This window comes from Pseudidiomarina halophila, from assembly GCF_003987215.1.
GTDB classification, from domain to species: domain Bacteria; phylum Pseudomonadota; class Gammaproteobacteria; order Enterobacterales; family Alteromonadaceae; genus Pseudidiomarina; species Pseudidiomarina halophila.
Genome location: NZ_PIPW01000002.1, coordinates 372,251 through 398,586, shown reverse-complemented (window position 1 = coordinate 398,586; position 26,336 = coordinate 372,251). Strand labels below are relative to the sequence as shown.

Annotated in this window: 27 protein-coding genes and 5 tRNA genes; 3 read left to right on the top strand and 29 right to left on the bottom strand. The window is 50.5% G+C overall.

What is annotated here, in order from left to right; genetic code table 11:
* Positions 1 to 45: 45 nt before the first annotated feature.
* The 22 genes from rplJ to CWI69_RS07800 form a co-directional block, all read right to left on the bottom strand.
* A complete protein-coding gene (gene rplJ, locus CWI69_RS07905) occupies positions 46 to 564 on the bottom strand; it encodes a 50S ribosomal protein L10 (protein ID WP_126763542.1) in 519 nt (172 codons plus the stop codon).
* A 256-nt stretch (positions 565 to 820) separates the two neighbouring features.
* The gene (gene rplA, locus CWI69_RS07900) at positions 821 to 1,513 is read right to left on the bottom strand and encodes a 50S ribosomal protein L1 (RefSeq protein WP_126763540.1); all 693 of its coding nucleotides are present in this window, start codon (positions 1,511 to 1,513) and stop codon (positions 821 to 823) included.
* A 1-nt stretch (position 1,514) separates the two neighbouring features.
* Positions 1,515 to 1,946 (bottom strand): 50S ribosomal protein L11, encoded by a 432-nt coding sequence (gene rplK / locus CWI69_RS07895; RefSeq protein ID WP_126763538.1) that lies wholly within the window; start codon positions 1,944 to 1,946, stop codon positions 1,515 to 1,517.
* A gap of 323 nt (positions 1,947 to 2,269) precedes the next feature.
* Positions 2,270 to 2,809 (bottom strand): transcription termination/antitermination protein NusG, encoded by a 540-nt coding sequence (gene nusG, locus CWI69_RS07890; RefSeq protein WP_126763534.1) that lies wholly within the window; start codon positions 2,807 to 2,809, stop codon positions 2,270 to 2,272.
* A 3-nt stretch (positions 2,810 to 2,812) separates the two neighbouring features.
* On the bottom strand, positions 2,813 to 3,193 hold the full coding sequence (gene secE / locus CWI69_RS07885) for a preprotein translocase subunit SecE (protein ID WP_126763532.1): 381 nt from the start codon (positions 3,191 to 3,193) through the stop codon (positions 2,813 to 2,815).
* Positions 3,194 to 3,304: 111 nt separating this feature from the next.
* Positions 3,305 to 3,381, bottom strand: a tRNA-Trp gene (locus CWI69_RS07880).
* Positions 3,382 to 3,696: 315 nt separating this feature from the next.
* Complete coding sequence (gene tuf / locus CWI69_RS07875) at positions 3,697 to 4,881, bottom strand: elongation factor Tu (protein WP_126763530.1); 1,185 nt, start codon at positions 4,879 to 4,881, stop codon at positions 3,697 to 3,699.
* A 98-nt stretch (positions 4,882 to 4,979) separates the two neighbouring features.
* A tRNA-Thr gene (locus tag CWI69_RS07870) sits at positions 4,980 to 5,055 on the bottom strand.
* 13 nt (positions 5,056 to 5,068) lie between these two features.
* Positions 5,069 to 5,143: transfer RNA gene (locus tag CWI69_RS07865), tRNA-Gly, on the bottom strand.
* A 62-nt stretch (positions 5,144 to 5,205) separates the two neighbouring features.
* A tRNA-Tyr gene (locus CWI69_RS07860) sits at positions 5,206 to 5,290 on the bottom strand.
* Positions 5,291 to 5,305: 15 nt separating this feature from the next.
* Positions 5,306 to 5,381 (bottom strand) — tRNA-Thr (locus CWI69_RS07855).
* A gap of 89 nt (positions 5,382 to 5,470) precedes the next feature.
* Complete coding sequence (locus tag CWI69_RS07850; protein WP_126763528.1) at positions 5,471 to 6,769, bottom strand: adenylosuccinate synthase; 1,299 nt, start codon at positions 6,767 to 6,769, stop codon at positions 5,471 to 5,473.
* Positions 6,770 to 6,845: 76 nt separating this feature from the next.
* Entirely contained in the window at positions 6,846 to 8,012 is a 1,167-nt protein-coding gene (locus CWI69_RS07845) for an aminotransferase class V-fold PLP-dependent enzyme (RefSeq protein ID WP_126763526.1), read from the bottom strand.
* A gap of 157 nt (positions 8,013 to 8,169) precedes the next feature.
* Positions 8,170 to 9,054 (bottom strand): protease modulator HflC, encoded by an 885-nt coding sequence (gene hflC, locus CWI69_RS07840; protein WP_126763524.1) that lies wholly within the window; start codon positions 9,052 to 9,054, stop codon positions 8,170 to 8,172.
* Positions 9,055 to 9,057: 3 nt separating this feature from the next.
* On the bottom strand, positions 9,058 to 10,245 hold the full coding sequence (gene hflK / locus CWI69_RS07835; RefSeq protein WP_126763522.1) for an FtsH protease activity modulator HflK: 1,188 nt from the start codon (positions 10,243 to 10,245) through the stop codon (positions 9,058 to 9,060).
* A 54-nt stretch (positions 10,246 to 10,299) separates the two neighbouring features.
* The gene (hflX, locus tag CWI69_RS07830; RefSeq protein WP_126763520.1) at positions 10,300 to 11,595 is read right to left on the bottom strand and encodes a ribosome rescue GTPase HflX; all 1,296 of its coding nucleotides are present in this window, start codon (positions 11,593 to 11,595) and stop codon (positions 10,300 to 10,302) included.
* A 29-nt stretch (positions 11,596 to 11,624) separates the two neighbouring features.
* Positions 11,625 to 11,879, bottom strand: coding sequence for an RNA chaperone Hfq (gene hfq, locus CWI69_RS07825; protein ID WP_126763518.1), 255 nt, complete (start codon positions 11,877 to 11,879; stop codon positions 11,625 to 11,627).
* Positions 11,880 to 12,050: 171 nt separating this feature from the next.
* Positions 12,051 to 13,001 carry a tRNA (adenosine(37)-N6)-dimethylallyltransferase MiaA gene (gene miaA / locus CWI69_RS07820; RefSeq protein ID WP_126763516.1) on the bottom strand — a complete coding sequence of 317 codons (951 nt, stop codon included), beginning with the start codon at positions 12,999 to 13,001 and terminating at the stop codon, positions 12,051 to 12,053.
* The gene (gene mutL / locus CWI69_RS07815) at positions 12,998 to 14,713 is read right to left on the bottom strand and encodes a DNA mismatch repair endonuclease MutL (RefSeq protein WP_126763514.1); all 1,716 of its coding nucleotides are present in this window, start codon (positions 14,711 to 14,713) and stop codon (positions 12,998 to 13,000) included. Before mutL ends, miaA begins: the two co-directional genes overlap by 4 nt.
* 9 nt (positions 14,714 to 14,722) lie before the next feature.
* On the bottom strand, positions 14,723 to 16,036 hold the full coding sequence (locus CWI69_RS07810; RefSeq protein WP_126763512.1) for an N-acetylmuramoyl-L-alanine amidase: 1,314 nt from the start codon (positions 16,034 to 16,036) through the stop codon (positions 14,723 to 14,725).
* Positions 16,036 to 16,512 carry a tRNA (adenosine(37)-N6)-threonylcarbamoyltransferase complex ATPase subunit type 1 TsaE gene (gene tsaE, locus CWI69_RS07805; RefSeq protein WP_126763510.1) on the bottom strand — a complete coding sequence of 159 codons (477 nt, stop codon included), beginning with the start codon at positions 16,510 to 16,512 and terminating at the stop codon, positions 16,036 to 16,038. The genes CWI69_RS07810 and tsaE overlap by 1 nt, the downstream gene beginning before the upstream one ends.
* Positions 16,509 to 18,020, bottom strand: a complete 1,512-nt coding sequence (locus tag CWI69_RS07800) for an NAD(P)H-hydrate dehydratase (protein WP_126763508.1) — start codon at positions 18,018 to 18,020, stop codon at positions 16,509 to 16,511. Before CWI69_RS07800 ends, tsaE begins: the two co-directional genes overlap by 4 nt.
* 63 nt (positions 18,021 to 18,083) lie before the next feature.
* Here CWI69_RS07800 and queG point away from each other — a divergent pair, with 63 nt between their 5' ends.
* Positions 18,084 to 19,199 carry a tRNA epoxyqueuosine(34) reductase QueG gene (gene queG / locus CWI69_RS07795; protein WP_126763506.1) on the top strand — a complete coding sequence of 372 codons (1,116 nt, stop codon included), beginning with the start codon at positions 18,084 to 18,086 and terminating at the stop codon, positions 19,197 to 19,199.
* Here the strand turns inward: queG and CWI69_RS07790 are convergent.
* The 5 genes from CWI69_RS07790 to CWI69_RS07770 form a co-directional block, all read right to left on the bottom strand.
* Positions 19,196 to 19,804, bottom strand: coding sequence for a DUF1415 domain-containing protein (locus tag CWI69_RS07790; protein ID WP_126763505.1), 609 nt, complete (start codon positions 19,802 to 19,804; stop codon positions 19,196 to 19,198). The genes queG and CWI69_RS07790 overlap by 4 nt on opposite strands.
* The gene (locus CWI69_RS07785) at positions 19,785 to 20,699 is read right to left on the bottom strand and encodes a M14 family metallopeptidase (protein ID WP_126763503.1); all 915 of its coding nucleotides are present in this window, start codon (positions 20,697 to 20,699) and stop codon (positions 19,785 to 19,787) included. The genes CWI69_RS07790 and CWI69_RS07785 overlap by 20 nt, the downstream gene beginning before the upstream one ends.
* A 100-nt stretch (positions 20,700 to 20,799) precedes the next feature.
* Positions 20,800 to 22,077 (bottom strand): MgtC/SapB family protein, encoded by a 1,278-nt coding sequence (locus CWI69_RS07780; protein ID WP_126763501.1) that lies wholly within the window; start codon positions 22,075 to 22,077, stop codon positions 20,800 to 20,802.
* Between the two features lie 12 nt (positions 22,078 to 22,089).
* On the bottom strand, positions 22,090 to 22,509 hold the full coding sequence (locus CWI69_RS07775) for an MAPEG family protein (RefSeq protein ID WP_126763499.1): 420 nt from the start codon (positions 22,507 to 22,509) through the stop codon (positions 22,090 to 22,092).
* A 22-nt stretch (positions 22,510 to 22,531) separates the two neighbouring features.
* Positions 22,532 to 22,771, bottom strand: coding sequence for a YheV family putative zinc ribbon protein (locus CWI69_RS07770; RefSeq protein ID WP_126763498.1), 240 nt, complete (start codon positions 22,769 to 22,771; stop codon positions 22,532 to 22,534).
* A 72-nt stretch (positions 22,772 to 22,843) separates the two neighbouring features.
* Between CWI69_RS07770 and CWI69_RS07765 the strand changes: the two genes are divergently transcribed.
* Both CWI69_RS07765 and CWI69_RS07760 read left to right on the top strand, forming a co-directional pair.
* Positions 22,844 to 24,742: an ATP-binding cassette domain-containing protein gene (locus CWI69_RS07765; protein WP_126763496.1), complete on the top strand. Its 1,899-nt coding sequence runs from the start codon at positions 22,844 to 22,846 to the stop codon at positions 24,740 to 24,742.
* Between the two features lie 3 nt (positions 24,743 to 24,745).
* On the top strand, positions 24,746 to 24,967 hold the full coding sequence (locus CWI69_RS07760; protein WP_126763494.1) for a YheU family protein: 222 nt from the start codon (positions 24,746 to 24,748) through the stop codon (positions 24,965 to 24,967).
* Here the strand turns inward: CWI69_RS07760 and cysQ are convergent.
* Complete coding sequence (cysQ, locus tag CWI69_RS07755; protein WP_275070094.1) at positions 24,936 to 25,778, bottom strand: 3'(2'),5'-bisphosphate nucleotidase CysQ; 843 nt, start codon at positions 25,776 to 25,778, stop codon at positions 24,936 to 24,938. The two genes, CWI69_RS07760 and cysQ, sit on opposite strands and share 32 nt — an antisense overlap.
* A complete protein-coding gene (gene nudE / locus CWI69_RS07750; RefSeq protein WP_126763492.1) occupies positions 25,765 to 26,322 on the bottom strand; it encodes an ADP compounds hydrolase NudE in 558 nt (185 codons plus the stop codon). Before nudE ends, cysQ begins: the two co-directional genes overlap by 14 nt.
* Positions 26,323 to 26,336: the final 14 nt, after the last annotated feature.

Genomic DNA, 26,336 nt, shown 5'->3' with positions numbered 1-26,336 from the left:
ACTCCTGGGTTAAAAATTACAAAAAATTGGTTAATTAAACCGCTTCTATTTAGCGTCTTTAATTGCCGCCAACACACGCACAAATTTAGTAGGAACTTCGTTAACTGTACGAACGAACTTACTAACAGGTGCTTTGAAGGTGGCTAGCAATTTCGCCAATGCTTCGTCACGCGTCGGAAGTGATGCAACTGCATCAAGTTTGTCTGCGCCCATCACACCGTTACCGATATGTAGTGCAGTCACTTTCAGGTGCTTACTGGTTTTGCTGAAATCTTTGAAAAGACGCGCTGAAGCGCCTGGTGCATCCAAAGAAAAGCCGTAAACTAGCGGGCCCTTAAGTACTTCGTCCATGTCCGCAAACTGCGTACCTTCAAGTGCACGTTTTGCAAGCGTATTCCGAATAACTTTCAGATACACACCTTGCTCACGAGCTTGACGGCGCAGGACGGTCATGTCCGCAACTTCCATTCCGCGATACTCAGCAACAGCGACGGATAGAGCGTTTGAAGCAACTTCGTTAACTTCTTTAACGATTGCTTTTTTTGCTGCTAAACCTAGTGCCACTGACATCACCTCTTCTTTTAGTCCTTGGCAAAGCCGCGGACCATCGTTACAAATTGGCAGACCGGAACTGCATCTACCACGTTGTCACGGTGAATCTCTTACCCAGAGAGTCTGAGCCGGATTACACCGTCTGCGCAGGAAATTAAGTGTCGCTATCGTTGCTTCTCAGCAACTACCGCGATACACCTGCGGTCTTGGACGGGAGCCACATTCACTTAGCTATTACACTGAAGTGGCGACCCCAACCCACAAACCTTTACTTGTCCAGAGAACCCTGGTCGATGGCTACGCCAGCGCCCATAGTTGTCGACAAGCTTACTTTCTTGATGTACTGGCCTTTCGCTGAAGAAGGTTTTGCTTTCTTCAATGCAGCCAATAACGATTCTAAGTTTTCTTTCAGTTTGTCGTTATCAAAATCGACTTTACCGATAGTCGCGTGGATGATACCCGCTTTATCGTTACGATAACGAATCTGACCAGCTTTAGCGTTTTGTACAGCGGTTGCAACGTCAGGTGTAACCGTACCCGTTTTCGGGTTTGGCATCAGGCCACGTGGACCTAAAATTTGACCTAACTGGCCAACTACACGCATTGCATCAGGCGAAGCAACAACAACGTCAAAGTTCATTTCGCCTTTCTTCACTAGCTCAGCAAGGTCTTCCATGCCCACTAGATCAGCACCAGCTGCTTTAGCTTTTTCTACGTTTGCGCCGCTGGTAAATACAGCTACGCGAACGTCACGGCCAGTACCGTTTGGCAGTACAGTTGCACCACGTACGTTTTGGTCCGATTTACGAGCGTCGATGCCGAGGTTTACTGAAACATCAACGCTTTCTTTAAATTTTGCAGTTGCCAATTCTTTCAACAGGCTGATCGCTTCGTTGATTTCATAATCACGAGCTTCAACTTTCTCAGCAATCATGCGAGCGCGTTTGCTTAATTTAGCCATCTTACAGACCCTCCACATTCAGGCCCATCGCACGAGCTGAGCCGGCGATAGTACGTACTGCTGCATCAAGGTCAGCCGCTGTTAAGTCTGGCTCTTTTACCTTGGCAATCTCTTCTAACTGAGCACGGGTAACTGTACCCACTTTCTCGGTGTTAGGACGTCCTGAACCACTTTTGATTCCGGCTGCTTTCTTCAACAAGAAGGCTGCTGGAGGAGTCTTAGTGATAAACGTGAAAGAACGGTCTTCGAATACTGTAATTTCAACGGGAACTGGCGCGCCTTTTTCAAGCTGATCAGTTGCTGCGTTGAACGCTTTACAGAATTCCATGATGTTCACACCGTGTTGACCAAGTGCTGGACCAACAGGAGGTGACGGGTTAGCTGCACCAGCTGCAACTTGCAGCTTGATGATAGCACTTACTTTTTTAGCCATTTTCTTTACCTCTTGGTTTGGGTCTAACGCCTTGTAAGTCTTCAATTTTCGCAATCATTAGCTGACTTTGAAAACCAAGGGGTGACTTACTCAAACGGCTCCCCGACGGAAAAAAGGACGCGAATTATAGCTGCATTCGCACCCTATTGCAATACATAACAGCAAGAGCGTTACTGGTTACTAGATATTAGTTATTAGAACACCACTAAAAATATCTCGTAACCAGTAGCGCCCTCGCTTTGTTTATCCAATATCCGTTATCTAATAACTAATATCTGTTATCTAATAACTAATATCTGTTATCTAATAACGCCTTTGATCTTTTAAGCTTTTTCGACTTGGGCGAACTCGAGTTCTACTGGCGTTGCACGGCCAAAGATCGATACTGACACGGTCAGGCGGCTCTTTTCATAGTCCACGCTTTCAACAGTACCATTGAAATCTGCAAATGGGCCGTCGTTAACCCGAACCACTTCACCTGGCTCAAATAAGGTTTTCGGCCGTGGCTTATCAACAGACTCTTGTAACCGGTTAAGAATAGCGTCAGCTTCTTTCTGTGAAATTGCTGCCGGACGATCTTGTTTACCGCCAATGAAGCCCAGTACCCGTGGGATGCTTTTCACTAGGTGCCAGGTCTCTTCGTCCATCACCATTTCCACCAGCACGTAGCCAGGGAAAAACTTGCGCTCACTCTTGCGGCGCTGACCGGCTTTCATTTCAACCACTTCTTCGGTTGGTACCAGCACTTCACCAAACTTGTCTTCCATGCCATGCATTTTGATGTACTCGCGCAACGAATTCGCGACGCGACCTTCGTAACCAGAAAATGCCTGCACGACGTACCAGCGTTTCTTATCGCTCATTATTTAAAACTCCAGTCCGGTGAAAAAGCCAACAACACGTACTAGAATGGCATCCATACCCCATAGAATCAATGATACTATCGCGGTTGCGATAACCACGATGATGGTGGTTTGAGTGGCTTCCTGGCGGCTTGGCCATACAACGCGGCGCACCTCAGTACGACTTTCCTTCGCGAAGGTACGGAAACGGCGACCTTTGCCGGTCATTCCTGCGACAATACCAGCTACCGCAACAAGCAAGACAACCGCAATTGCGCGATACAATACAGAAACTGTTTCGCCATAATAGTAGTTACCCAGCACAGCTGCAGCCAAAAGCGCGATAGCGACAAACCATTTGATGCCATCGAAAGAACTGCTTTGCGTTTCGGAAGTTGCACTCATTATTCAATCCTAATTAAGATAAACCGTTATTCGTTATCCGTTATTCGTTCTTGGTTTTCGCTAATAACCAAAAGCGTAGCGTTCGAATAACAAATAACGCATTTGAATTTATGGCAGGGGTGGAGGGATTCGAACCCCCAACCGTCGGTTTTGGAGACCGCTGTTCTACCAATTGGAACTACACCCCTAATATTTCCCGCTTTCTTCATCGGAAAATGGACGCTGTATTATACCGATCAAGGCGCTTAAAACAAGAGCGTTATTAGTGTTGTAATACAAGAGCGTTATTAGCTATCAGATACTAGTTACTGGAGGATAAAAACAAGAGCGTTGGCAGTTATTGGTTAATAGTTATTGGTTTTCTAATAACTAATATCTGATAGCCATTAACGCTTTTGCCTTTCTAATAACTAATATCTGATATCTAGGAACGCCTTTGCTTTCCAAAACAAAAAAGGGAGCCGAGGCTCCCTTTTCAATTGCGTCAGTTCAACGCGGCGTGATTAATCGAGAATTTTCGATACTACGCCAGCGCCTACTGTACGGCCACCTTCACGGATTGCGAAGCGTAAACCTTCGTCCATCGCGATTGGGTGAATCAGTTCAACAACAAACTTCAGGTTGTCGCCTGGCATGACCATTTCCACGCCTTCTGGCAACTGGACTGCACCAGTTACGTCAGTGGTACGGAAGTAGAACTGTGGACGGTAGCCTTTGAAGAATGGCGTATGACGGCCACCTTCTTCTTTGTTCAATACGTATACTTCCGCTTCAAATTTAGTGTGCGGAGTGATTGAACCTGGCTTCGCCAATACCTGACCACGTTGAATTTCGTCACGCTTAGTACCACGCAACAATGCGCCGATGTTCTCACCTGCACGACCTTCGTCAAGCAACTTACGGAACATCTCAACACCAGTTACGATAGTCTTCGTAGTATCTTTGATACCTACGATTTCAACTTCATCACCTGTGCGAACGATACCACGCTCTACACGACCAGTTACTACAGTACCACGGCCTGAGATTGAGAATACGTCTTCGATTGGCATGATGAACGGCTTATCGATATCACGCTCTGGCTCTGGGATGTAAGTATCCAGTGCTTCTGCCAGTTCGATGATCTTCGCTTCCCACTGCTCTTCGCCTTCCAACGCTTTCAGCGCTGAACCTTGAATTACTGGCAAGTCGTCACCTGGGAAATCGTACTCTGAAAGAAGTTCACGAACTTCCATCTCAACCAGCTCTAACAACTCTTCGTCGTCGACCATGTCACATTTGTTCATGAATACAACGATGAAAGGTACGCCTACCTGACGTGACAACAAGATGTGCTCACGTGTTTGTGGCATTGGACCGTCAGTCGCTGCTACAACCAGGATCGCGCCGTCCATCTGCGCAGCACCGGTGATCATGTTTTTCACATAGTCAGCGTGTCCTGGGCAGTCAACGTGTGCGTAGTGACGCGCTGGCGTGTCATACTCAACGTGTGAAGTTGAGATGGTGATACCACGCGCTTTTTCTTCTGGCGCGTTATCGATCATTGCGAAGTCCTTCGCAGAACCACCGTAGGTTTTTGCCAATACTGTTGTAATGGCAGCAGTCAGAGTAGTTTTACCATGGTCAACGTGGCCAATTGTACCTACGTTCACATGGGGTTTCGAACGTTCAAATTTTTCTTTTGACATGACAGCCTCTCTTTAGACAACGTACGGTGGTTGAACACCTGATACAGTTAAATTTATTACGTAACCGAGTGAATGCCTGAGGGGATAGACCGAAGAAATGGTGCTGATAGGCGGATTCGAACCGCCGACCTCACCCTTACCAAGGGTGCGCTCTACCAACTGAGCTATATCAGCACGACAGATTATGTGGAGCGGGTAGTGGGAATCGAACCCACATCATCAGCTTGGAAGGCTGAGGTAATAGCCATTATACGATACCCGCATGCCTAGAATCGGGCCACCTCAAACCATTCGGGACTCACCGCATTCTTTAGAAATGCAAATTGGTGGAGGGGGCAGGATTCGAACCTGCGAAGGCTGAGCCGTCAGATTTACAGTCTGATCCCTTTGGCCGCTCGGGAACCCCTCCGTACAAATTTTGAGTTGGTGCCGGCACCAAGAGTCGAACTCGGGACCTACTGATTACAAGTCAGTTGCTCTACCAACTGAGCTATGCCGGCACCCCGGTTAGGTGGAGCGCATTCTATTGTATCGATTTTGATGATGCAATAGGAAATGCCGATTTTTTTACTATTCCGCGACTGATTGGTTAATTTGCGAACGGATGGCGCAAAATAATCGTTTCAGCGCGGTCTGGACCTGTTGAAATAATATCCACAGGAACACCAGTCAGTACTTCAATACGCTTGATATAAGCAAGCGCTGCAGTCGGTAAATCTTTATGCTCAGTAATGCCTACTGTGCTGTCATTCCAACCTGGCATCGATTCGTAAACCGGTTCAACGGTATCGTAATCTTCCGCTGCCATCGGCGGGTATTCGGTAATACTACCATCTGGAAGTTTATAGCCAATACAAATTTTCAATTCTTCCAGGCCATCAAGTACATCCAGCTTGGTCAGACAGAAGCCGCTCACTGAGTTCAGCTGCACTGCGCGGCGTGCGGCAACCGCGTCAAACCAGCCGGTACGGCGTTTGCGGCCGGTTGTGGCACCAAATTCATGGCCCTTAACACCTAAATGCTCGCCCACTTCGCAATCAAGCTCGGTTGGGAAAGGACCACTACCAACACGGGTAGTATAAGCTTTCACAATACCCAATACGTAGTCGATGTAACGTGGCCCGAAACCGGCACCGGTGGATACGCCGCCAGCGGTTGTATTCGATGATGTTACATAAGGGTAGGTACCGTGGTCGATATCGAGTAAGGTGCCCTGTGCGCCTTCAAACATGATGTTTTCGCCGGCCTTGCGGGCGTCATCAAGTAACGATGGAATATCGGCGACCATACCTTGCAACTGCTGAGTTACTTCTTTGCAGTATGCTAATACTTCTTCGACGTCGACAGCGTCAACCTGATAGTAATTGGTCAGGGTAAAGTTATGGAACTCGACAACTTCACGTAGTTTTTCTTCAAACCGGGTAAAATTGAATAAATCGCCAACCCGCAGACCGCGTCGGGCAACTTTATCTTCATACGCAGGACCAATGCCACGACCAGTCGTACCAATGGCTTTATCGCCACGGGCTTTCTCGCGCGCTTTATCCAACGCAATATGGTAAGGCAGGATAAGTGGGCAAGCTTCGCTAATCAGCAAGCGCTCACGCACTGGCACATTGCGCTTCTCCAGCATCGCAATTTCTTCCATCAATGCTTCTGGCGATAATACTACGCCGTTACCGATCACGCACTTTACGTTATCACGCAAAATGGCTGATGGAATTAAATGCAGAACGGTTTTTTCGCCATCGATGACCAGAGTGTGACCAGCGTTGTGGCCCCCTTGATAGCGAACGGCCAGCGAAGCCTTGTTGGTAAGTAAGTCTACGATCTTACCTTTACCTTCATCGCCCCATTGCGTGCCGAGAATTACAACGTTTTTACCCATGATACCTGCCACCAGCTTTACTGTTGAAAAAACAGGCGGCGATTTTAACAGGAATTCGCGCCCTTCGGTAGCCCGTTCAGCGCACAGCGAACGCTTTTTTCAGCTGTTCATAGTCCTCAGCGTCATGATAGAGAGCAAAGCCAAATCGTAGTCGCCGGCCTCTTGAGTCCGTCTCAACCCCAGCGTTACGCAGCGTATCAGCCAACTCAGTGAGCTGCTGCTCGGTTTCAAATTCGAAGGTCAGGAAATGCCCGTGCTGTTCCAGGTTATGCGCCAGCAGCCTGTCGCGATTCAATAAAGGGTGCTGCAATGCGTCAATAACTTGCAGGAAACGTTCCTGTAAGCATTGCACATAGCTATGCACTTGCGCGACAGTAATCCCTTCCTGCCGCCACCAGTTCAATACAGCCTGTAATCTGTACAAAGCAGTATAATCCATGGTTGCGCCAGCGAACCGGAGCCCGTCGTCTGCATAGCCAATTTGTGCCTGCTGCGGCTTAGCCAGGCTGGCAAAGTCAGCAAACCAGCCGGTGTACTCGGGGCGCAGTTCGCAGTTGCGTGGCACTGTCATGAAACAGCAGCCTTCACCAGCCTGAAGGTATTTATAACTCCCGGCCAGATAAAACACCCGGTCAGCATTAGCGCGCAAACTGGTCGGCAAGGCACCGCAACCGTGATAGCCATCGATTACGACCACTGTGGACTCAGGTAACAGCGACAGCCAGGATTCAGCTGCGGGGGCGACAACTCCCGAATTGAAAAACACCTGGCTGATGAAAACCAAATCGTAAGACCCAGCTTTTAATGCCGCTTCCCAGCGTTCTGAAAGGCTCGCAAAAGGTTCACAAGCCACCCGCTCAACGGTGACATTACTGCGCTCTTCGATTCGTCTGACTTGCCGTGAAAAGCTATAGAACTCGGCCTCGGTGGTCAGAATGCGCAACGGTCGCTCGGGATCGAAGCAACTGAGTACACGATACACTAGCTCGTGTGTATTGGGAGCAAAGACGAACTGCTCAGGTGCCGGGTGGTCCAGCAGTCCAGCCAGCAGCTTCTGAACTGCCGGAATACGCTCACCAAAAATCACGTCCCATTTATGATCCGCACCTTTGGCACTGTCATCCCAGTACGCCAGTTGCGCCTCGCGCGTCACGTCGGGCCAATAATGATGGCTATGGGGCGCACAGTGCAGTGTTTCCGGATGCAGCTTAAGAAAATGCTGATAATGTTTTTTGTAACTCATAATATAAAGGCGACTGCGTTATTGGTTATTAGATACTGATTATTGGTTATTAGATACTGGTTATTGGCGCAAGGAACTACCATCTAATAACTAGTATCTAATAACCAATACCGTATTTGAAGTTATAAAAAAAGCCGGCGTGAGCCGGCTTTTTTATTTAGTTACCTGACATATTCTTCAAGTATTTGAAGAATTCACTGTCGGGCTCGAGTACTAATACGTCATTACCGTTCTCGAAGCTCTTCTGATAAGCCTGCAAGCTACGGACAAATGCGTAAAACTCAGGATCCTGCTGGTACGATTCAGCGTAAATGCCAGCAGCTTCCGCATCACCTTCACCACGTAATTCACGTGATTCACGTTCTGCATCAGCTAACATTACGGTGATGCGGGCATCAACATCGGCACGAATTAATTCGGCTTGCTCACGACCTTCAGAACGATGTTCCATGGCCACTGCTTGGCGTTCAGCGCGCATACGTTGATAAATCGACTGACTGACTTCGGTCGGTAAGTTGATTTGCATCACGCGCACGTCAATAACTTCAATGCCAAGTTCCTGGGCACTATCTGCACCCCGGATCAGAGCTTCTCGCATCAAATCATCACGCTCGCCGGATACGATCTCTTTGATCGTGCGGTTACCAAACTCAGCACGAAGACCGCTGTTCACACGACGCGTTAACAATGCTTCTGCCTGAGCCTGATTACCGCCGTTGGTCGACAAGTAATAGGTGGCAAAATCTGAAATACGCCATTTAACATAGGTATCGACGATAAGATCTTTTTTCTCGCTGGTAATAAAGCGATCAGGGTCACCATCAAGAGTTTTAAAACGCGCGTCTAAGCGTTTAACCTGCTCGATAAAAGGTAATTTGAAATGCAAGCCCGGCTGATAAACCGTTGGCATACCAGTATCAGCATCACGCTGTACCTTACCGAACTGGATTACAATTGCACGCTGACCTTCACTCACTACAAATAGCGATGAAAAACCCAATAACGCGGCGATAATAACTAATATTGCAATTAAATTTTTCATAGTCTAGCCCCGACCTCCGTTAAAACGGTCGCTGGTACGGCCCGTTGAGTTTGTCGTGCTCTGAGTGCTGTTGCGACCGGTGTTCGAGGTATCCGAAGAGCCTGAATTCTGCCCTTGCGTCTCCATTTCGCTCGCACCACCCATTGTCCGGCGTTGTTTCTCGAGAATCTTGTCGAGCGGCAAGTACATCATGTTATTGCTGCCTTCAACATCAACCATAACTTTGGGAGTTTCTGAATAGATCTTCTCCAGGGTCTCTAAATACATCCGCTCGCGGGTAACACGAGGCGCCGCCTGGTACTGAGGTAATAATTCGTTAAAGCGAGCTACTTCACCCTGTGCTTTCAGGATTTGCTGCTCACGATAAGCTTGAGCTTCCTGCAGAACGCGGCTTACCTGACCACGTGCTAATGGCTCCCGCTGTCTTGCGTAGGCTTCCGCCTCACGGATAAAGCGTTGCTCATCTTCCTGTGCAGCAATTGCGTCATCAAACGCATCTTTAACTGCTTCAGGCGGACGTGCTGGTAATAAGTTCACGTCAACAATCTGAATACCTAGTTGATAGGGTGCGATGATATTTTCAAGCAACTCAAGGGTATTCGCACGAACGTTTTCACGACCGATGGTCAACACTTCGTCCATCGTGGTATGGCCAACGACATAGCGCAATGCACTGTCAGTTGCTTGTGCCAGGCTACGGTCCGCATTCTCAACGGCATACAAATAGTCGCGTGGATTAATAACGCGATATTGCACATCAAGTTCGACTTGCACAACATTTTCGTCCTGCGTCAACATGAAGCCTTCAGACTGAAACTGACGAATATTACTTACATCTACGGTTTCGACGCTATCCACAAAGACTGGACGCCAATGAAGACCTGGGTCAACCAGGTTATAGAAATTACCAAAACGCAGCACTACGCCGCGCTCAGCTTCTTTCACTGTGTAAAAACCGGCAATAAACCAGACCACAACTAAAAGTACGGCGATGATCCCAAAGCCTTTGCTCGGGAAACCGCCACCGCTTGACTTACCACTACCTTTATTGCCTTTGCCACCAAAGCCAAGTTTACCTAATAGATTTTTGACCGCTTCATCAAGGTCAGGAGGACCTTGGTCGCGACCACCTTGATTTTTCCATGGATCACGGTCGTTATTATTACCGTTTCCCGGTTGATTCCAGGCCATTGACTACTCCAAATTTGGATCGAATTAAAGGTGTAATTACGTTCTCGTTGCTACCTATTCTACAAAGCCTTGCAAACTATCGCCATACTCTTCGGCAACTTGTTTACACAATCGACGCCAATCGACTGCTGACATTCGTATTTTTAATGCCATCGCCCCGTCGTCACAGGCTTCTTCTTCGGTCACACTATTCATTGCATACAAACGCCCGCGTAACTTACCCATTGATGGCGGGAGACGCAACGTCAAATTCATCATCTCCGGTCGCAAGCGCTGCACAAGTGCTTGCTCCAGCAACTCAATGCCCTCTCCGGTCTGGGCTGACAGCCATACCCTAAAGGGACGGCCATTATCGTCATAATCGATACGCGCACTGCCGTCAGCGAGCTGGTCAATTTTGTTACAAATCAACAGTTGCGGTACTTCGTCGGCACCAATTTCTTCGAGCACTTCAGTCACCTGCTCGATATTTTCCTGCTGTCGTTCATCGCTAATATCGATGACATGCAGCAGCAAGTCTGCATCTTGTGTTTCTTGTAGGGTCGCTTTGAATGCGGCGACAAGTTCATGAGGCAAATGGCGAATAAAACCAACGGTATCCGCCAAAATAACTGCACCTACATCCTCAAGCTCGATTTTCCGAAGCGTAGGATCTAGTGTCGCAAACAACTGATCAGCCGCGTAAACTTTAGATTCCGTCACCCGGTTAAATAGCGTCGACTTACCCGCGTTCGTGTACCCCACCAGCGAAACCGTCGGTATTTCGGCGCGTTGCCGGGCGCGACGGCCTTGCTGGCGTTGCTTTTGCACCTTTTCCAGACGGCCTAAAATATTTTTAATCCGGCCACGAATTAATCGACGGTCCGTCTCAAGCTGAGTTTCGCCCGGTCCACGTAAACCGATACCACCTTTTTGCCGCTCCAGGTGCGTCCACCCCCGTACCAGTCGGGTGGAAATATGCCGCAATTGCGCCAGTTCAACCTGCAATTTACCTTCGTGGGTACGTGCGCGCTGCGCGAATATATCCAGGATAAGGCCGGTACGGTCGAGTACCCGGCATTGACACAGTTTCTCCAGATTTCGCTCTTGGGTCGGCGATAAACTGTGATTAAAGATGACAATATTAGCATTATAGAGTTTGACGGCTTCGGCAATCTCTTCAGCTTTACCGCTGCCGACAAAGTATCGCGAACTCGGCGTCGATCGTGCAGCAGTAATTACCGCGAGCGTTTCTACCCGCGCCGACGATACCAACAATTTAAGTTCAGAAAGGTCTTCCCGATCGGTCTCGACTGGGAAATCAACGTGCACCAGGATAGCCTGTTCACCGCTTTCAAATCTATCAAACAAGCTATCACTGCTCCTTCAAGAATTTTGTGTTAATCAATAGCCTCTTCACTACCCACTTCTTGTTGCGGGAGGTAATTTTGTGGGATTCGAGCCGGCACCACAGTCGAAATGGCATGCTTGTAGACCATTTGGCTGACCGTATTCTTCAGTAAGATTACGAATTGGTCGAAAGATTCAATCTGTCCCTGTAATTTAATGCCGTTAACCAGATAAATTGAAACCGGTACGCGCTCCCGACGCAAAGCGTTTAAAAATGGGTCTTGTAATGTTTGCCCTTTAGCCATTGGTTGCATCCTTTTTCTTTTTATTGTTTTGAGTCCGGCATTGTACTTCCGACCTTAAGTGCCAGTCCGTTCAACTATAGTCTAACACGTACGATTTAGCAGCAGTGTCAGATGTTCTTTTTGTTATTATTCATTTTCTCTAGATTAACTATAAGGCCAATTTACCTTCTTTCAAGGTTTGAATCGCGTAAAGTTTTCCGGAACCTGTTCACAATAGCGCAAAACCGATTCAAACAATGACTCGTCCAAACTATCAAACCATTGCACGCCAGGCCATTTCCGTAACCAGGTCAGCTGTCGTTTAGCCAGCTGTCGCGTGGCAAAAATGCCCCTTTCGATCATTGTTGCTTCGTCATACTCGCCGTCAAGGTATTGCCAGACCTGACGGTAACCCACGCAGCGCAGCGCCGGCAGATCAAGATGCAGGTCGCCGCGCTGGCGCAACTTTTTCACCTCATCCACAAAGCCTTCATCGAGCATTTGTTTAAATCGTCGTTCAATTCGATCGTGCAACAGCTTCCGTTCCTGCGGGGCGACCGCGAGCTGTATGACTGGATAGGGCAGCGCATTTTGTCGGGTCTGGCTTAAGTCCGTTAATGACTGGCCCGACAAACGGTAAACCTCAAGAGCACGGACTAAGCGCTGGGGGTCATTTGGATGGATACGCGCTGCACTGACCGGATCAACTTGCTTTAATTCATCATGTAGTTTCTGATTACCCTGTTGTTGCAGCTCAGCTGTTAGTTGGGCACGCAGTTCCGCATCAGCTTCCGGTAACTCAGACATGCCTTCGAGCAAGGTCTTAAAGTACATCATAGTGCCACCGACCAGCAGCGGTGTGCGTCCGGCAGCAAGAATGTGTTCGATTTCCCGGCGCGCATCACTAGCAAATTGAGCAGCAGAGTAGCGCTCACTTGGGTCACAAATATCAATCAGCCGATGTGGTGCTCTGGCGAGCTCTTCCGCGGTCGGCTTTGCCGTACCGATATCCATATCACGGTAAATGAGTGCTGAATCGACGGAAACGATGTCAGCATTGAGACGCTGACTTAACTCAATCGCGAGTCCGGTCTTCCCTGCTGCGGTGGGACCATAAAGACAAATCACATGAGGCTCTGTCATCGCAATCGCTCCGGTAACTCGGGCAGTTCTACCGGGGTACAATAGGCCGGATCAGCGTCTAACTGATCACGCCAAATTGCCAACCAGTGCTCCGCCTGTACTTTTGTGTAGCTGGTGCTAAGTTGCTGGCTGGCGAGCCAATCCCAGAACGTAGTTGGCAGCTCTGCGTGATCGGCCAGCATTTGGGTTACCCGAGCCAGACTGACATTGATATCCGTATGCCGAAGTGCACTTGGCACTTGCTTTACCACCACCGAGCGCGCTTCCCGGTTTAGCATGATGCCGAGGCGGGCTAACCGTTCGGGCGCGATGGTAGTTAAGCGCTGCAAACTATCGTTATCAGTTAGTCTCACCGGAATAAGTAAGGGTTGGCCCGCTAATCCGGTTGCGTGTTGTCGCTGTAGTTGCGTTACAAGGTATGCCTGCTCTATGGCCTGTAAATGCAGCAACGTTAATCTGCCCTCCTGCTGCAGCAACGCCATGCGTTGCTCTACAACTGCCAGTACGCTGGCAGGCGCTGTCCCCGGACTCAGGGATACTTCCGCTGGCTCAGGCACTGATGGCATTGATGGTCTGGGCGGCACAGGCTGTGTAACTGAATCACCGCCCATAATACCTGGCAACGGCAGTTTATTACGTGGTTGTAACTCTGCAACTTGCTGCTGCAGTTCGCTGGACGACGGTTGATAGCTATGTGTTGACGAACCTTTAGCTGATGCTTTTGTATCTAATGCCTGGCGCACGCTTTGTAAAACAAAATCATGAACCTCACGGCCTTGTTGAAAGCGCACTTCGTGTTTCGCCGGATGCACGTTGACGTCCACCTCTGTGGCTGGCAATTCGAGATAGAGAACATAGGTCGGCACTCGGTCGTCATTCAGTGTATCGCCATAAGCCTGACGAATTGCATGGTTCAACATCCGATCGCGCATCATACGACCATTCACATAAAAATATTGACCGTCCGCCTGATGCCGACAGCCATCAGGCGGCGCGACCCAACCCCATAAGCGCAGGGCCAGATGTTCAACGTCAAGAGCTATCGCGTGCTCAGTAAACTGCGAGCTCATCACGCGCGCGACCCTGTCTACCACCTGCGCCGAATCCACCGCAGGATAATTGCGAACCATTTTTTGATTATGATTGAGCGTTAATCGCACGTCGAAACGACTTAGGGCGATGCGTTTTAGCAGTTCATCGATGTGGTTGAACTCTGTTTTGTCAGTACGCAGGAACTTCCGCCGGGCCGGGGTATTAAAAAATAGATCTTCCACGTCCACCGTGGTGCCATTGGGGTGACTTGCTGGTGCAAGTTCAGCTTGCATGTCGCGGCCCTCAACCCAGGCCCGCCATGCTTGTTGCTGATCCGCAGGTTTTGAGGTGAGCGTGAGCCGTGAGACCGAACTGATACTTGCTAATGCTTCACCGCGAAAACCCAGACTCTGAATCGCCTCAAGATCATCAAGGGATGCTATTTTACTGGTTGCATGACGCGCCAGCGCCAATGCCAACTCGTCCTTGCTCACACCACTACCGTTGTCGCGGATGCGGATGCGCCGGCGGCCCCCTTTTTCAATATCAATGACCAACTGCATGGCACCGGCATCGAGGCTGTTTTCCACCAACTCCTTCACCACCGATGACGGCCGTTCAATCACTTCACCGGCGGCAATCTGGTTCGCCAAACTAATAGGTAACAGACGGATGGGCATTGGTAACGCCTATTCAGGAGAAGGAATTTCAAGAACCTGGCCAACCTGAATGACCGAGCTACTTAGTTTATTCCGCGACTTTATGGCAGTTACCGAAGTATTGTATCGTTGTGCCAGAATAGATAATGACTCACCGGACTTGACCACATGGCGGCTGGCACGGTTGGATGCGAACATTGTGCCATCCGGTGGGCGACGCATGAAAAAGCCCCGCACGCCCTGATAAATAGCGCGCGCAAGCTTTTGCTGATGTTGATTGCTGCGCAGCAGTTGCTCTTCGCCAGGATTAGAGATAAATCCAGTTTCCACCAGCATCGACGGCATGGCGGTCGACGTTAACACGGCCAGACTCGCATGTTGCGGTTTGGTCTTATGCATTTTGGTGATGCGCTTTAATTCCGCCAAAACTTCTGTGGCAGCTTCGTAGCCGCTTAACATCGCATGATCCATGCTCATCGAAACCAATGTTTCATTAAGAAATTCTTGTTCATCAGCCGCAGGCTCAACACCGGCGAGTACATCAGAGAGCCGCTCTTTATTCTCTAATAAGCGACCCATTTCTGTACTGGCACGGCGATTTGATAACACCCAGATGGATGCGCCACGAGGTTGTGGAGTAACAAAAGCATCAGCATGAATGGACACGAATAAATCGGCGTCAACGCGTTCCGCTTTGCGCGGCCGCTCATTCAAATCAACGTAATAGTCGTCGGAACGAATCAAGTAGGCTTGCATCGCGGGGTCAGAGTTAATCATACTCGCCAGTGCGCGGGCAATCTTCAATACCACGTCTTTTTCATAGGTACCGCGAGGCCCGATCGAGCCGGGATCTTCACCGCCATGCCCAGCGTCAATAGCTACGGTAACTTTGCGTTCCTGTAAGTCTTCTGCGCGTAACGCGCTGCGATCGCGCTCTAACGACGTGCCGGGTAGATCAACAACCAGACGATGACCGTAGTTTTCTTGCGGTCCCAGCGACTGAATCTGGGGTTCTACAATTTTATCCAATTCCAGTACGATCCGTGTGCCGCCCGTGTCTTTTGGTGTGCTGGTGCGGATGGTTTTTACTAACAGCGAATTGGAGTCAAACTGGTCGAGATTGAAGTTAAGCTTGGTGTCCGGAAAATCAACAACCAACCGATATGGATGTGACTGGTTTAAGTGAAAATAGCTAAACACTGGCTCGTCACCCATATCGAAGACCACCCGCGTGCGGTCGGGAGACGGCCACATACGGATGTTCTCAATGGTGTTATCTGCTGCAGCAGGTACAGCAAAACACACTAACACGAGTGTAAACAGAACAGTGATCAAGCGTTGCATTAGAGTTTATCGAGAAGTTCCCGACCTCTTGTTGTTAGCGCACCAAGCGTCAACGACCGGGACGTATCCACGTAATCGATGACAATTTTCAAATCTGGCTCTGGTAACACCCCAGCTCCACGCTGGGGCCACTCCGCCAGAATTATTGTATTACTGTCAAGGTAATCACGAATGCCCATAAATTCAAGTTCTTCAGGGTCTGCCAGTCGATATAAATCAAAATGATGAACCTGCCAGGCTCCCAATTGATAACTTTCAACCAGTGTATAGGTTGGACTCTTGACCTTACCCTGATGCCCTAACGCTTGAATAAAACCTCGGCTAAAAGTGGTTTTACCGGCACCTAATTCCCCCAACAAATACACCGTGAGGGCGGCCTGGTAGCGCCCTTTCGTTCCATCTACCAAGCGTGCCAGACGTTCTGCCAGTGCCAGTAGCGCGGCTTCATCAGCAAGAAAAAACTGTTTTTCAATCATGGATTAACTAACTTCCGCAACGGCTCCATTAAATCGCTCGGTAGTGTACCACGTTCGCCTGCGATTGCAGCGTGTTCTCCGGCGACACCGTGCAACCATGCGGCGCAGGGTAAAATTGCTTCAACGTCCAGTCCCTGACCAATAAGGCTGCCGGCAATCCCGCTCAGCACATCACCTGCGCCGCCGACCGCAAGCGCCGGTGTACCGCGACTGCAAATACGAATAGAAGACGAGTCGGGTTGTGCGACTAACGATCCAGCTCCTTTAAGCAGTACCTGTGCATCGAAGCGTTGAGCTAATTTTTTAACCGCCTGCCAGCGATCCTGCTCCACCTCGTTAGCACTACTATTCAATAAGCGCGCTGCTTCACCCGGGTGAGGGGTTAACCATAGGGGCGCCGCACGTTTCGCCCATGCTGGATTTTTAGCCAGCCAGTTGAGGCCGTCGGCATCAAGCAGAACCGGTACATCTGCTGCAAGCACCCACTCACACAGCTTCCGCCCCCACTCCGTTTGACCTAAGCCCGGCCCTAGCACCACTGCTGAAGCTCGCGCCAGGAATTCTTTCACATCATCCGCCGACTCCGCTGCTGTACTTGAGACCATTAACTCGGGTTGCGCACTGGCAATGATGTTTTGACTGTCGGGATGGGTTAAAACTGAGACTTTCCCGGCTCCGGAACGCAATGCCGCCCGGCCGGCCATAACCACTGCGCCTGACATACCCGGCGCTCCGCCGACAATAACGACATGACCATGGCTACCCTTGTGACTGCTACGGGCGCGAGGCGGCAGCTGTCGGGCGATCTCGTCCTGTTCGACAAGCGTAGCAAACGGCTGCTCGAGCTGGCGAAATGCTGGTGCAATGCCTAATTCCGCCAGCTCCAGATGGCCTACATAGTGGGCCGCCTGAGCAGTCAGTAAACCGGGCTTAAGGGCGACCATGGTCACCGTGTAGTCCGCCTCGACTGCGACCGGAATCGCCACACCTCGATCGCTCTGCAGTCCCGTTGGACAATCAATACTGAGTACCCACAGCTTGTGAAAGTTCTTCGCGTCATTCAACGTCTCAACCGCACGGCAGTACATCTTATCGAGATCACGGCTCAGCCCCGTGCCAAGCATGGCGTCGACAATAACGTCGTATTCAGCAACATGGGTACGATCCAGTTGCTCCAGTGGCTCCGCGGTGCCGTGTTCATCCTCCCAGGCTGCAGCGGCTTCCTTTGCCAGTTCGGTTTTTGGCTCTGCGGCAACCACTTGTACCCGATAGCCCTGCGCATGAGCCAGACGCGCCAGCACCCAGCCATCGCCACCATTGTTACCCGGGCCACATAAGATCATGACTCGTGCAGGCGCCGGATGTTGCCGTTCCAGCGCAGCCAGACAACTCTTGGCGGCCCGCTGCATCAATTGCGCTGCAGAGACTGAGAGTGATTCCGCTGCCTCAAGTTCGCGTTCCCGAACCTGGGCGGTGAGATAAACAAGATGTTGCATGCTAACCGGCATCGGTGCATCTCCCTGTGTTTTTTGTTATTTTGTGCACTTGCCTCTAAGCATAAGACGAATTGTATGGATTTTCACCAACTCGCTGAAGATATTAAACGTTGGGGTCAGGAACTTGGCTTTCAGAAAGTCGGTATCACTGATCTCGACCTGAGCGCTGAGCGTGATGCCCTTGCGCAGTGGCTCGCCGACGGCATGCACGGTGAAATGGATTATATGGAGCGTCATGCTGAGCTGCGGACGCGTCCGGAGCAGCTTCACCAGGGCAGCGTCCGCGCAATTTCCGTACGAATGAACTATCTGCCGGCCGAAGCAGGCTTCGCCAAAACCCTGAAAAATCCCCGCTTAGGCTACATTAGTCGTTATGCGCTAGGGCGCGATTATCACAAATTAATGCGCAAACGCCTCAAACAGCTAGGTGAGAAAATAAAAACCGCTTGTGCCGACCTCGACTACCGCCCCTTTGTCGATTCCGCGCCGATTCTCGAACGTCCATTGGCCGTTAAGGCAGGCTTAGGCTGGACTGGAAAGCATACGCTTGTGCTTGACGAGCAAGGTGGGTCATGGTTTTTCCTGGGCGAATTGTTAGTCAATCTGCCATTACCTGTCGACCAACCTGTCACCGAAAAATGTGGAAGCTGCAAAGCCTGTATCACCATTTGTCCGACTCAGGCGATTGTCGAACCTTATAAACTTGACGCACGGCGTTGCATCTCTTATCTCACCATAGAGTTAAAGTCGGCTATTCCCGAAGAATTCCGGCCACTGATCGGCAACCGTATTTATGGCTGTGATGACTGCCAGTTAATTTGTCCCTGGAATCGCTATTCACAACTTACCAGTGAAGATGACTTTGCCCCGAGGAAAGACTTACATGCACCAGAGTTGCTGGAACTATGGGGCTGGGATGAAACCACCTTCCTAAAAACCACCGAAGGCTCACCTATTCGGCGCATCGGCTTTGCCGCATGGCAACGTAATCTGGCTGTTGCCCTGGGCAACGCCCCTCATGACCCTGCCATCATCGATGCCCTGGAAGCACAGCGGGGCGCGGTAAATGAGATGGTCGATGAACATATTGACTGGGCGCTGACCCGGCAGCGCAATAAAGATGCGACGACCAGCAAACAAGTTTTGCGCCTTACCCGCGCAGTTGAAAAAGGCCTTCCCCGCGACGCTTAAGCGCGTCTATCTGCTTTCGCCAGACAGTCTGCAAGTATGGCTTCGAAGTACTGTGCTCCGCGTTTCTCAGCTTCCTCACAGTTGTGTTCAGGGATTGATTCAGGATTTGGATAACGCTTAAGTACGCGCTCTAGACTGGCCTCTCGCAGCAAATGTAGAACCGGATATGGCGCCCGATTGGTGTAATTACTGGGAGCCTCTGGTGCTGTACCGGCGAACTGGTAGCGCGGGTGAAAACTGGCAATCTGCAGGATTCCTTCAAGCCCACCCTCACGCAGATACACATCGGCGTAATCCAGCAACTCGAGGTAGTCGTCAAATTCGTCAAAGCCATTGCTGAGCACCACTAGCGTGGTTTCCGTATGCGTATCCGCAACCAGTTGTTCAGCCGCATCCGCTAGAGCTTGCAATGCCCCGGCAAGGTCGCCGGCGGCACATTCGCGATAGACGATAGTTTGTCGCTCAACTTCACGGTGCGCAAACGGACAAAAATTGAGCCCAACGACAACGCGCTCGACCCATTCGCGCACCGCCTCACATGCCGGTGTCAAAGTGCTTGGCTGAGTCGTCACGGGCGCGATAACCTCAACATTTTCCTGCCGCATACTCGAGCGCGCCGCGCACCGCTGCTACCTGCGCATCGACGCATTCGACCGGGTTGGTGTTCGGGCTATCAGGGTAAACTTCAGTGGTGGTGACGAATTTTGCATCGGTCATCCCCATACACAAGCCAAGTGGTCTGGCATCGTATTCAATAACGCCCTCTTGCACCATCGGTGCGCCAATTAAGCAACCGCTATCATCGGGCGGTGCAATATGGGTTACTGGTTTGACTGTTTCAATGATTGCGCGCTGGAACTCCGGTTCCTGCCGCGAACTATCAGCAACCAGGTAAAAGCCGTCCGGGATGTTCCAGTTGTCATTGGTAGTGCCATTACGAGCAGCCAGTGCCGGGCGAAACTCAGAATTATCCGTATCAGTAGTTTCATGCAGATCAACATGCACACATGGCGCAATCTTGTGCTTCGCTAAATAATTCATGATTAACGCGGTTTCTTGTGCCGGGCTATCTTCAACAAAAGAACGGTTAGGATCCACCGCGTCCGGATTCCAGCGGTTAATAGTTTCATAGCCCCAGGGACTGATGCATGGCGCGACCAGAATATTGAAGCGCGACAAATGATTAACCGCTTCAGTTTCAAGAAAGTATAAGGCACCGTGGACACCACTGGTTTCGTATCCGTGTACCCCTCCAGTGACTAGTACCGTCGGACGATCAACATGCCAGTTACGGCTGCGTACGACAAATAGCGGGAAACTGCGACCGTCATAATTGAGTTCGCCATAGGTTTCAACATCAAACTGTTCGCGCAAATGATCGATACGGCGAATGACGTCATTGCTGTAATCACGCTGTTTGCGCTGTTGCTCGAACCATTCTTTTTTCTCGGCATCTTTCCACGGTTTGCCCGGAGTCCCTATAGGATACTGCTGCGTCATACTTGACTACTCCCTCAAGATTAAAAACAGATGAATGATTTAGAAAAAGATGACTTAGTTTAGGCTATTTCCGGCTCTGCCTCCAGCAGCTGGTTTCGGCTTAACTGAGTAAAAAAAGTGTAAACCAACCCACTAACACCGCAGCGCTGCATACCAACAGGGTGGGACGCCACATTGACCGATGTCCCAGACTAATGACCAAACCAGCTTTTACCAGCGTGTTCACACTTGCAGCAAGCACAATCGCGTAGGTCGCAACATCTGCGCTGATGCCGCCTGCGACAGTGTCAGTTTTTGCCATTTTCGCCATCGACAAGGTAATAGCATCGACATCGGATAATCCGGAAATGGCCGCGACAGCGTATATCCCGTTGGCATCAAAATACTGATGGGCGTAATGTGCAACCAGCAAAATGATAACCAGCAGTGCTGCAAATTTGAGGGCTGTTATAATGTCAAACGGGTTTTTTACTGTAACCGCGGTCGGCTGGCCATCTCTGGTGCCGCGTAACACTAACCAACCAACACCAATAAGGCTTACCACCATCATACTCAATAATGGTCCGGTGACATGGGTTAATAGCTCGCGGTTGACGACCGCAACCTCAATTAGCATTCTTGGGAACATGGTGCCCGCCGCAATGAGCAAGGTTGCCACCAGTAATCGGTGACCCACCGTTTGTGCCCGCCCTAATTGTGCCATGCTCAGGGTAACCGCTGTGGACGATGCAATCCCACCTAACAAACCGGTCAACAGCAAGCCGCGATGACTGCCCAACAACTTGATAGAAAAATAACCGACGAAAGAGATACCAGTGATCAACACCACCATCCAGCCGATAAGATAGGGATTGATGACACCCCCCGGACCGTAGCCTGTATCGGGGAGTAATGGCAGCACCACAACGCTAATCACCAGCATCTGTAAAATCGCCATCAGCTCGCGCTGCTGAAGACGTTCAACCCAGCCATGTAATACCGGCTTAAGCCCAAGCAATAAAGCCACAACGATTGCCACAGGCACGGCAACCTCAACGAGTCCGATGACACACAGAGCGCCAAGACAAAAGGTCAATAGCAATGTGATCGGCGTGGTGATGCCGACGTCGTTATCACGCCGTGCTTCCATTACGTGGGCAACAATAACTAGTGCTGAGAAACTGGCAAAAATCAACAGCCAGAACAGTGAAGTCATAGAGCCCGGCGGGTACTGCGTAATCAAGGTAACCACGCCGCCCAGCAGACTTGCGACTGTGAAGGTCCGCAGTCCGGCGAAGCGCTCACCTTCAGCCCTGCCGCGCTGACTCCAGCCACGTTCAAGACCGAGAATTAAACCGATTGCAAGCGCGTAGGCAAGCTCAAGCAGCGCAATGTCCATCGCGTTTGCCCGTCAGGCCGCCCAAAGCTGCATTGCGCACTGCACCAGAATGGCAATGTTGGCGATCGCCCCTAAGGTGAAAAACCAGCTACGTGGGCTTGGGTTTTTCTCAGTCGCTATCGCATAGTAAAGCACCATGTGCAAAATCCGGGCGATGGCAAACAGCATCACCCAATAACCAAACCAGTCACTTTCAAGCCCTAAAAACACGCCTAAAAATACCGTGGCTAAGAACATCGGCACGTTTTCAATTGAATTCATAAAAGTTCGATGGCAACGGAATACCAGCGAGTCATGACTGAGATCTTTAGGTACTTTGCCTGGAATGGCGCCAGGTTGCTTGGCTTTGACTGCGGCGGCAACCGCCCACTGCACCACCCATGTTGCAATAATTATCCATACCCCAGTAAATACTAATGTCTGCGCTTGCATAACTTATCCCTTTTTGTTGTTTCTATTCGGGTTTAAAAATGCCGATCACATTGTCATCTTTTACAGCTTTAGTTGGCTCTGCGGCGGGCTGTTCTTGCGGTTTCTTGTCCTGCTCAGTGAAACGATGGTGGCAGGCCACACACTCGACATGTTCCTGCTGTTCACCACTTTCAGTTTGGGTGATCAATAACATCAGGGTGTCCATTGCCTGACAGGCTGGGCATTCCGCACCAGCGATAAAACGTTTACGTGTCCGTGCCATATTCACCTCGTGTCGCTTCAGGTATAATTGTCGCAGATTCATTCACCAACACCAAGCACAACAAGGTTAGTCATGATTTCAATCCGTGGCATGGCGCTCATGCGCGGCGGCAACGTCTTGCTCGAGAACACTGATTTAGCTATTTTCCCGGGCCATCACGTCGGTATTGTCGGTCGCAACGGTACTGGTAAGTCGTCATTATTTGCCCTGCTGCGTGGTGAGCTCCAGGTTGAACAAGGTGAATGTGACGTGCCACAACACTGGCGCATAGCCAGTGTAAAGCAGGAAACTCCGGCGCTGGACCGCAGTGCCCTCGATTATGTGCTGGATGGCGATACGGAATTACGCCAGCTCGAAGATCAACTTGCCGCTGCCGAGCGCGCCGACGATGGCCATGCCATCGGTCGCTTACATGATCAGCTTGCCACCATTGGTGCATATGAAGCTCCTTCACGAGCGGCAGCGCTGTTAGCCGGTTTAGGTTTCGCTGATGCTCAGTTTCAGCAACCAGTGAAGGCTTTTTCCGGCGGCTGGCGGGTGCGTCTTAACCTCGCTCAGGCGCTGATTTCGCGGGCCGACCTCCTGCTGCTGGATGAGCCGACCAACCACCTCGACGTTGATGCCATTTTCTGGTTGGAAGATTGGTTACAACGCTTTCCGGGCACCTTGTTATTGATTTCGCACGACCGCGACTTTCTCGACGCGATTTGCCAACAAATCATTCATATTGAGCAGCAAACGGCGACTGCTTATAACGGTAACTACAGTAGTTTTGAGCGCCAGCAGGCAGAACAAATTGCACAACAACAAGCGCAGTTTGAAAAAGAGCAGGCCCAACGTAAACATCTGCAAACCTACATCGACCGTTTCCGCTACAAAGCCAGTAAAGCCAAACAGGCACAAAGCCGGATTAAGGCGCTTGAACGGCTGCAGGCCAGTGCACCAATAGTCGCGAACAGCCAGTTCCAGTTCCGTTTTCGCCAGCCCATGCAACTGCCTAACCCATTGCTGACCCTGGAAAACGTACAAGCGGGGTACGGTGATACCGTCATTCTGCGCTCGATAAAATTTGACTTAGTACCCGGCAGCCGAATTGGCTTGCTCGGCCGTAACGGTGCCGGTAAATCAACCCTGGTCAAGTTATTGGCCGGAGAGCTGGCGCCGCAAAGCGGCACAGTAGAACTTAATTCCGGCGTAAAACTGGGCTATTTTGCGCAGCACCAGCTGGAAACTCTTGATCTGAAAGCCAGTGCTTTGCAGCACATACAACGACTTGACCCACAGGCAAGTGAACAGCAATTGCGTGATTATCTGGGCGGATTTGGCTTTACCGGCGAGCAGGCAACGCGACTGGTTGCGCCTATGTCGGGTGGTGAAAAAGCTCGTCTGGTGTTAGCTATTATCGTTTACCAGAAGCCTAACCTGTTATTACTGGATGAACCGACCAACCATCTCGACAGCGTTATGCGCGAAGCGCTGGTTTATGCGTTGCAGGATTTCGAAGGTGCGATGGTGATCGTGTCGCACGACCGACATTTGTTGCGCACCACGGTGGATGACTTTTTCCTGGTTGCTGACGGCCAGGTCGGTTTGTTTAATGACGACCTGGATGGCTACCATCGCTGGTTACAGGAACGTCAACAACCGCTTAAAACGACCAGCGAAGCCAATTCAGGTAAAGCCGACCGTAAAGCAGAAAAACGCGAGGCCGCGGAACGTCGTAAACGACTGAAACCTCTTAAGGATGCGGTCGAACGGCATGAGCGAGCGGTGCAAGAAAATGAATCCAAGCTGACACAGCTCAATACGCTGTTAGGTGACAGTAGTTTATATGAGGACGCGAACAAACCACGGCTGCAGGAACTGTTGCAGCAACAAGCGCGCACCCAGCAGGCGTTGCAGCAAGCGGAAGAAGAGTGGATGACGGCAGAAGAAGCCTTACAACAAGCAGAAGCGGAGGATGAACTCTAAATTATGCAGATTCCCTGGCAACAACTTGATGCAGAACTGCTCGACAACATTATCGAAGCCTTCGTGTTACGTGAAGGTACGGATTACGGCTTAGAAGAGAAGTCACTGGCAGAAAAGGTTGCTGATGTGCGAGCGCAGCTGGAACGCGGTGACGCCGTGCTGGTTTGGTCCGAACTGCATGAGACGGTTAACATCATGCCCCGGGATGGCTTCGATGATGGGTAAATACATCGCGCCAGGGTACCTCAGCATCACCAAGAATTAAGAAGTTCGGGTTACCCAGTTCCTGCTCTTCATTATAGGTGATGCGCTGAAAATTCTCGCTGACGATCCTCCCGCCCGCTTCACCGACAATCACATCTGCCGCAGCCGTATCCCACTCACCTGTGGGCCCCACCCGCAAAAAACAATCCGCCTGTCCCTCTGCTATGAGACAGGCTTTCAATGAACAACTGCCAGCAGGTAAGGTACTGAGTTCCCGCTCTGGATTCATTCGTTGTAGCACCCGCTCACGGGGTTGCCTGCGGCTTATCGCGAGGATCACCGGATCATTGTCCGGATCTACTAACTTACGCACAGCAAGTTGCTGCTCGCCGTTAATGTCACGCCGAAACGCACCCGCGCCTTTTTGGGCAAGGTACAGCTTGTCGCCCGCCGGCCAATAGATCACGCCCAGCGTCGGCTGGTTTTGTTCGACCAACGCAATCACGACGGTGAAGTCGCCGCTGCGCGCTATGAACTCCTGGGTACCATCGATGGGATCAATTAACCAGTAGCGCGGCCAGCTCTGCCGTTCTTCTAACGACAGATGGGCGCCTTCCTCAGATAAAACCGGTAGGTCCGGGGTCAGTTCCTGTAACTTGCGGAGTATGAATTTGTGTGCCGCCAAATCGGCACTGGTGACCGGGGAGTTATCGCTCTTCTCGTAGGTGTCGTACGCTTGCTCTTCATAGATTTCCATAATTAAATCGCCCGCCTGCTGGGCGATCGCAGCTGCGCTTTCCAACCACTTTTGCAGTTGCTTAGTTGGAGTCACGAGCAATTTTCCTCAACGTCATGAGTAGTGCGGCAATGCTGCGTGCTTCGGTGAAATCATCCTGTGCCAGCAAGGCTTCAGCTTTGCTTAGCAACCAAGGTACCCGCTCCAGGGGTTCAGGTTCGTCACCTTCAAGTTGTTCGGGGTACAGATCGCGGGCAATAAAAATATGCATCGTTGCCGAGAAAAATTGTGGCGCCATAGTTACGCTTTTCAGCGGAATAAGTTGTTTAGCACCAAAGCCAATTTCTTCTTTCAACTCACGATTAGCCGCCTCTTCCGGGGTTTCGCCCGGATCAATTAAACCTTTGGGGAAGCCCAATTGATAGTTGTGCAAACCCGCCGCGTATTCCCGCACTAACATTAAGGTTTCATCGTCAACAAAGGGCACAATCATAACAGCACCGCGGCCACTGCTTTGCATGCGTTCGAACTGGCGTTCGACACCATTGCTAAAGCGCAAGTCAACCGCTTCAATGCGCAGCAAACGACTTCGGGCTACAATTTGTCTTTGAAGAATTTCCGGGATAGGTTGTCGCGCCATTTCATCGCCACCAT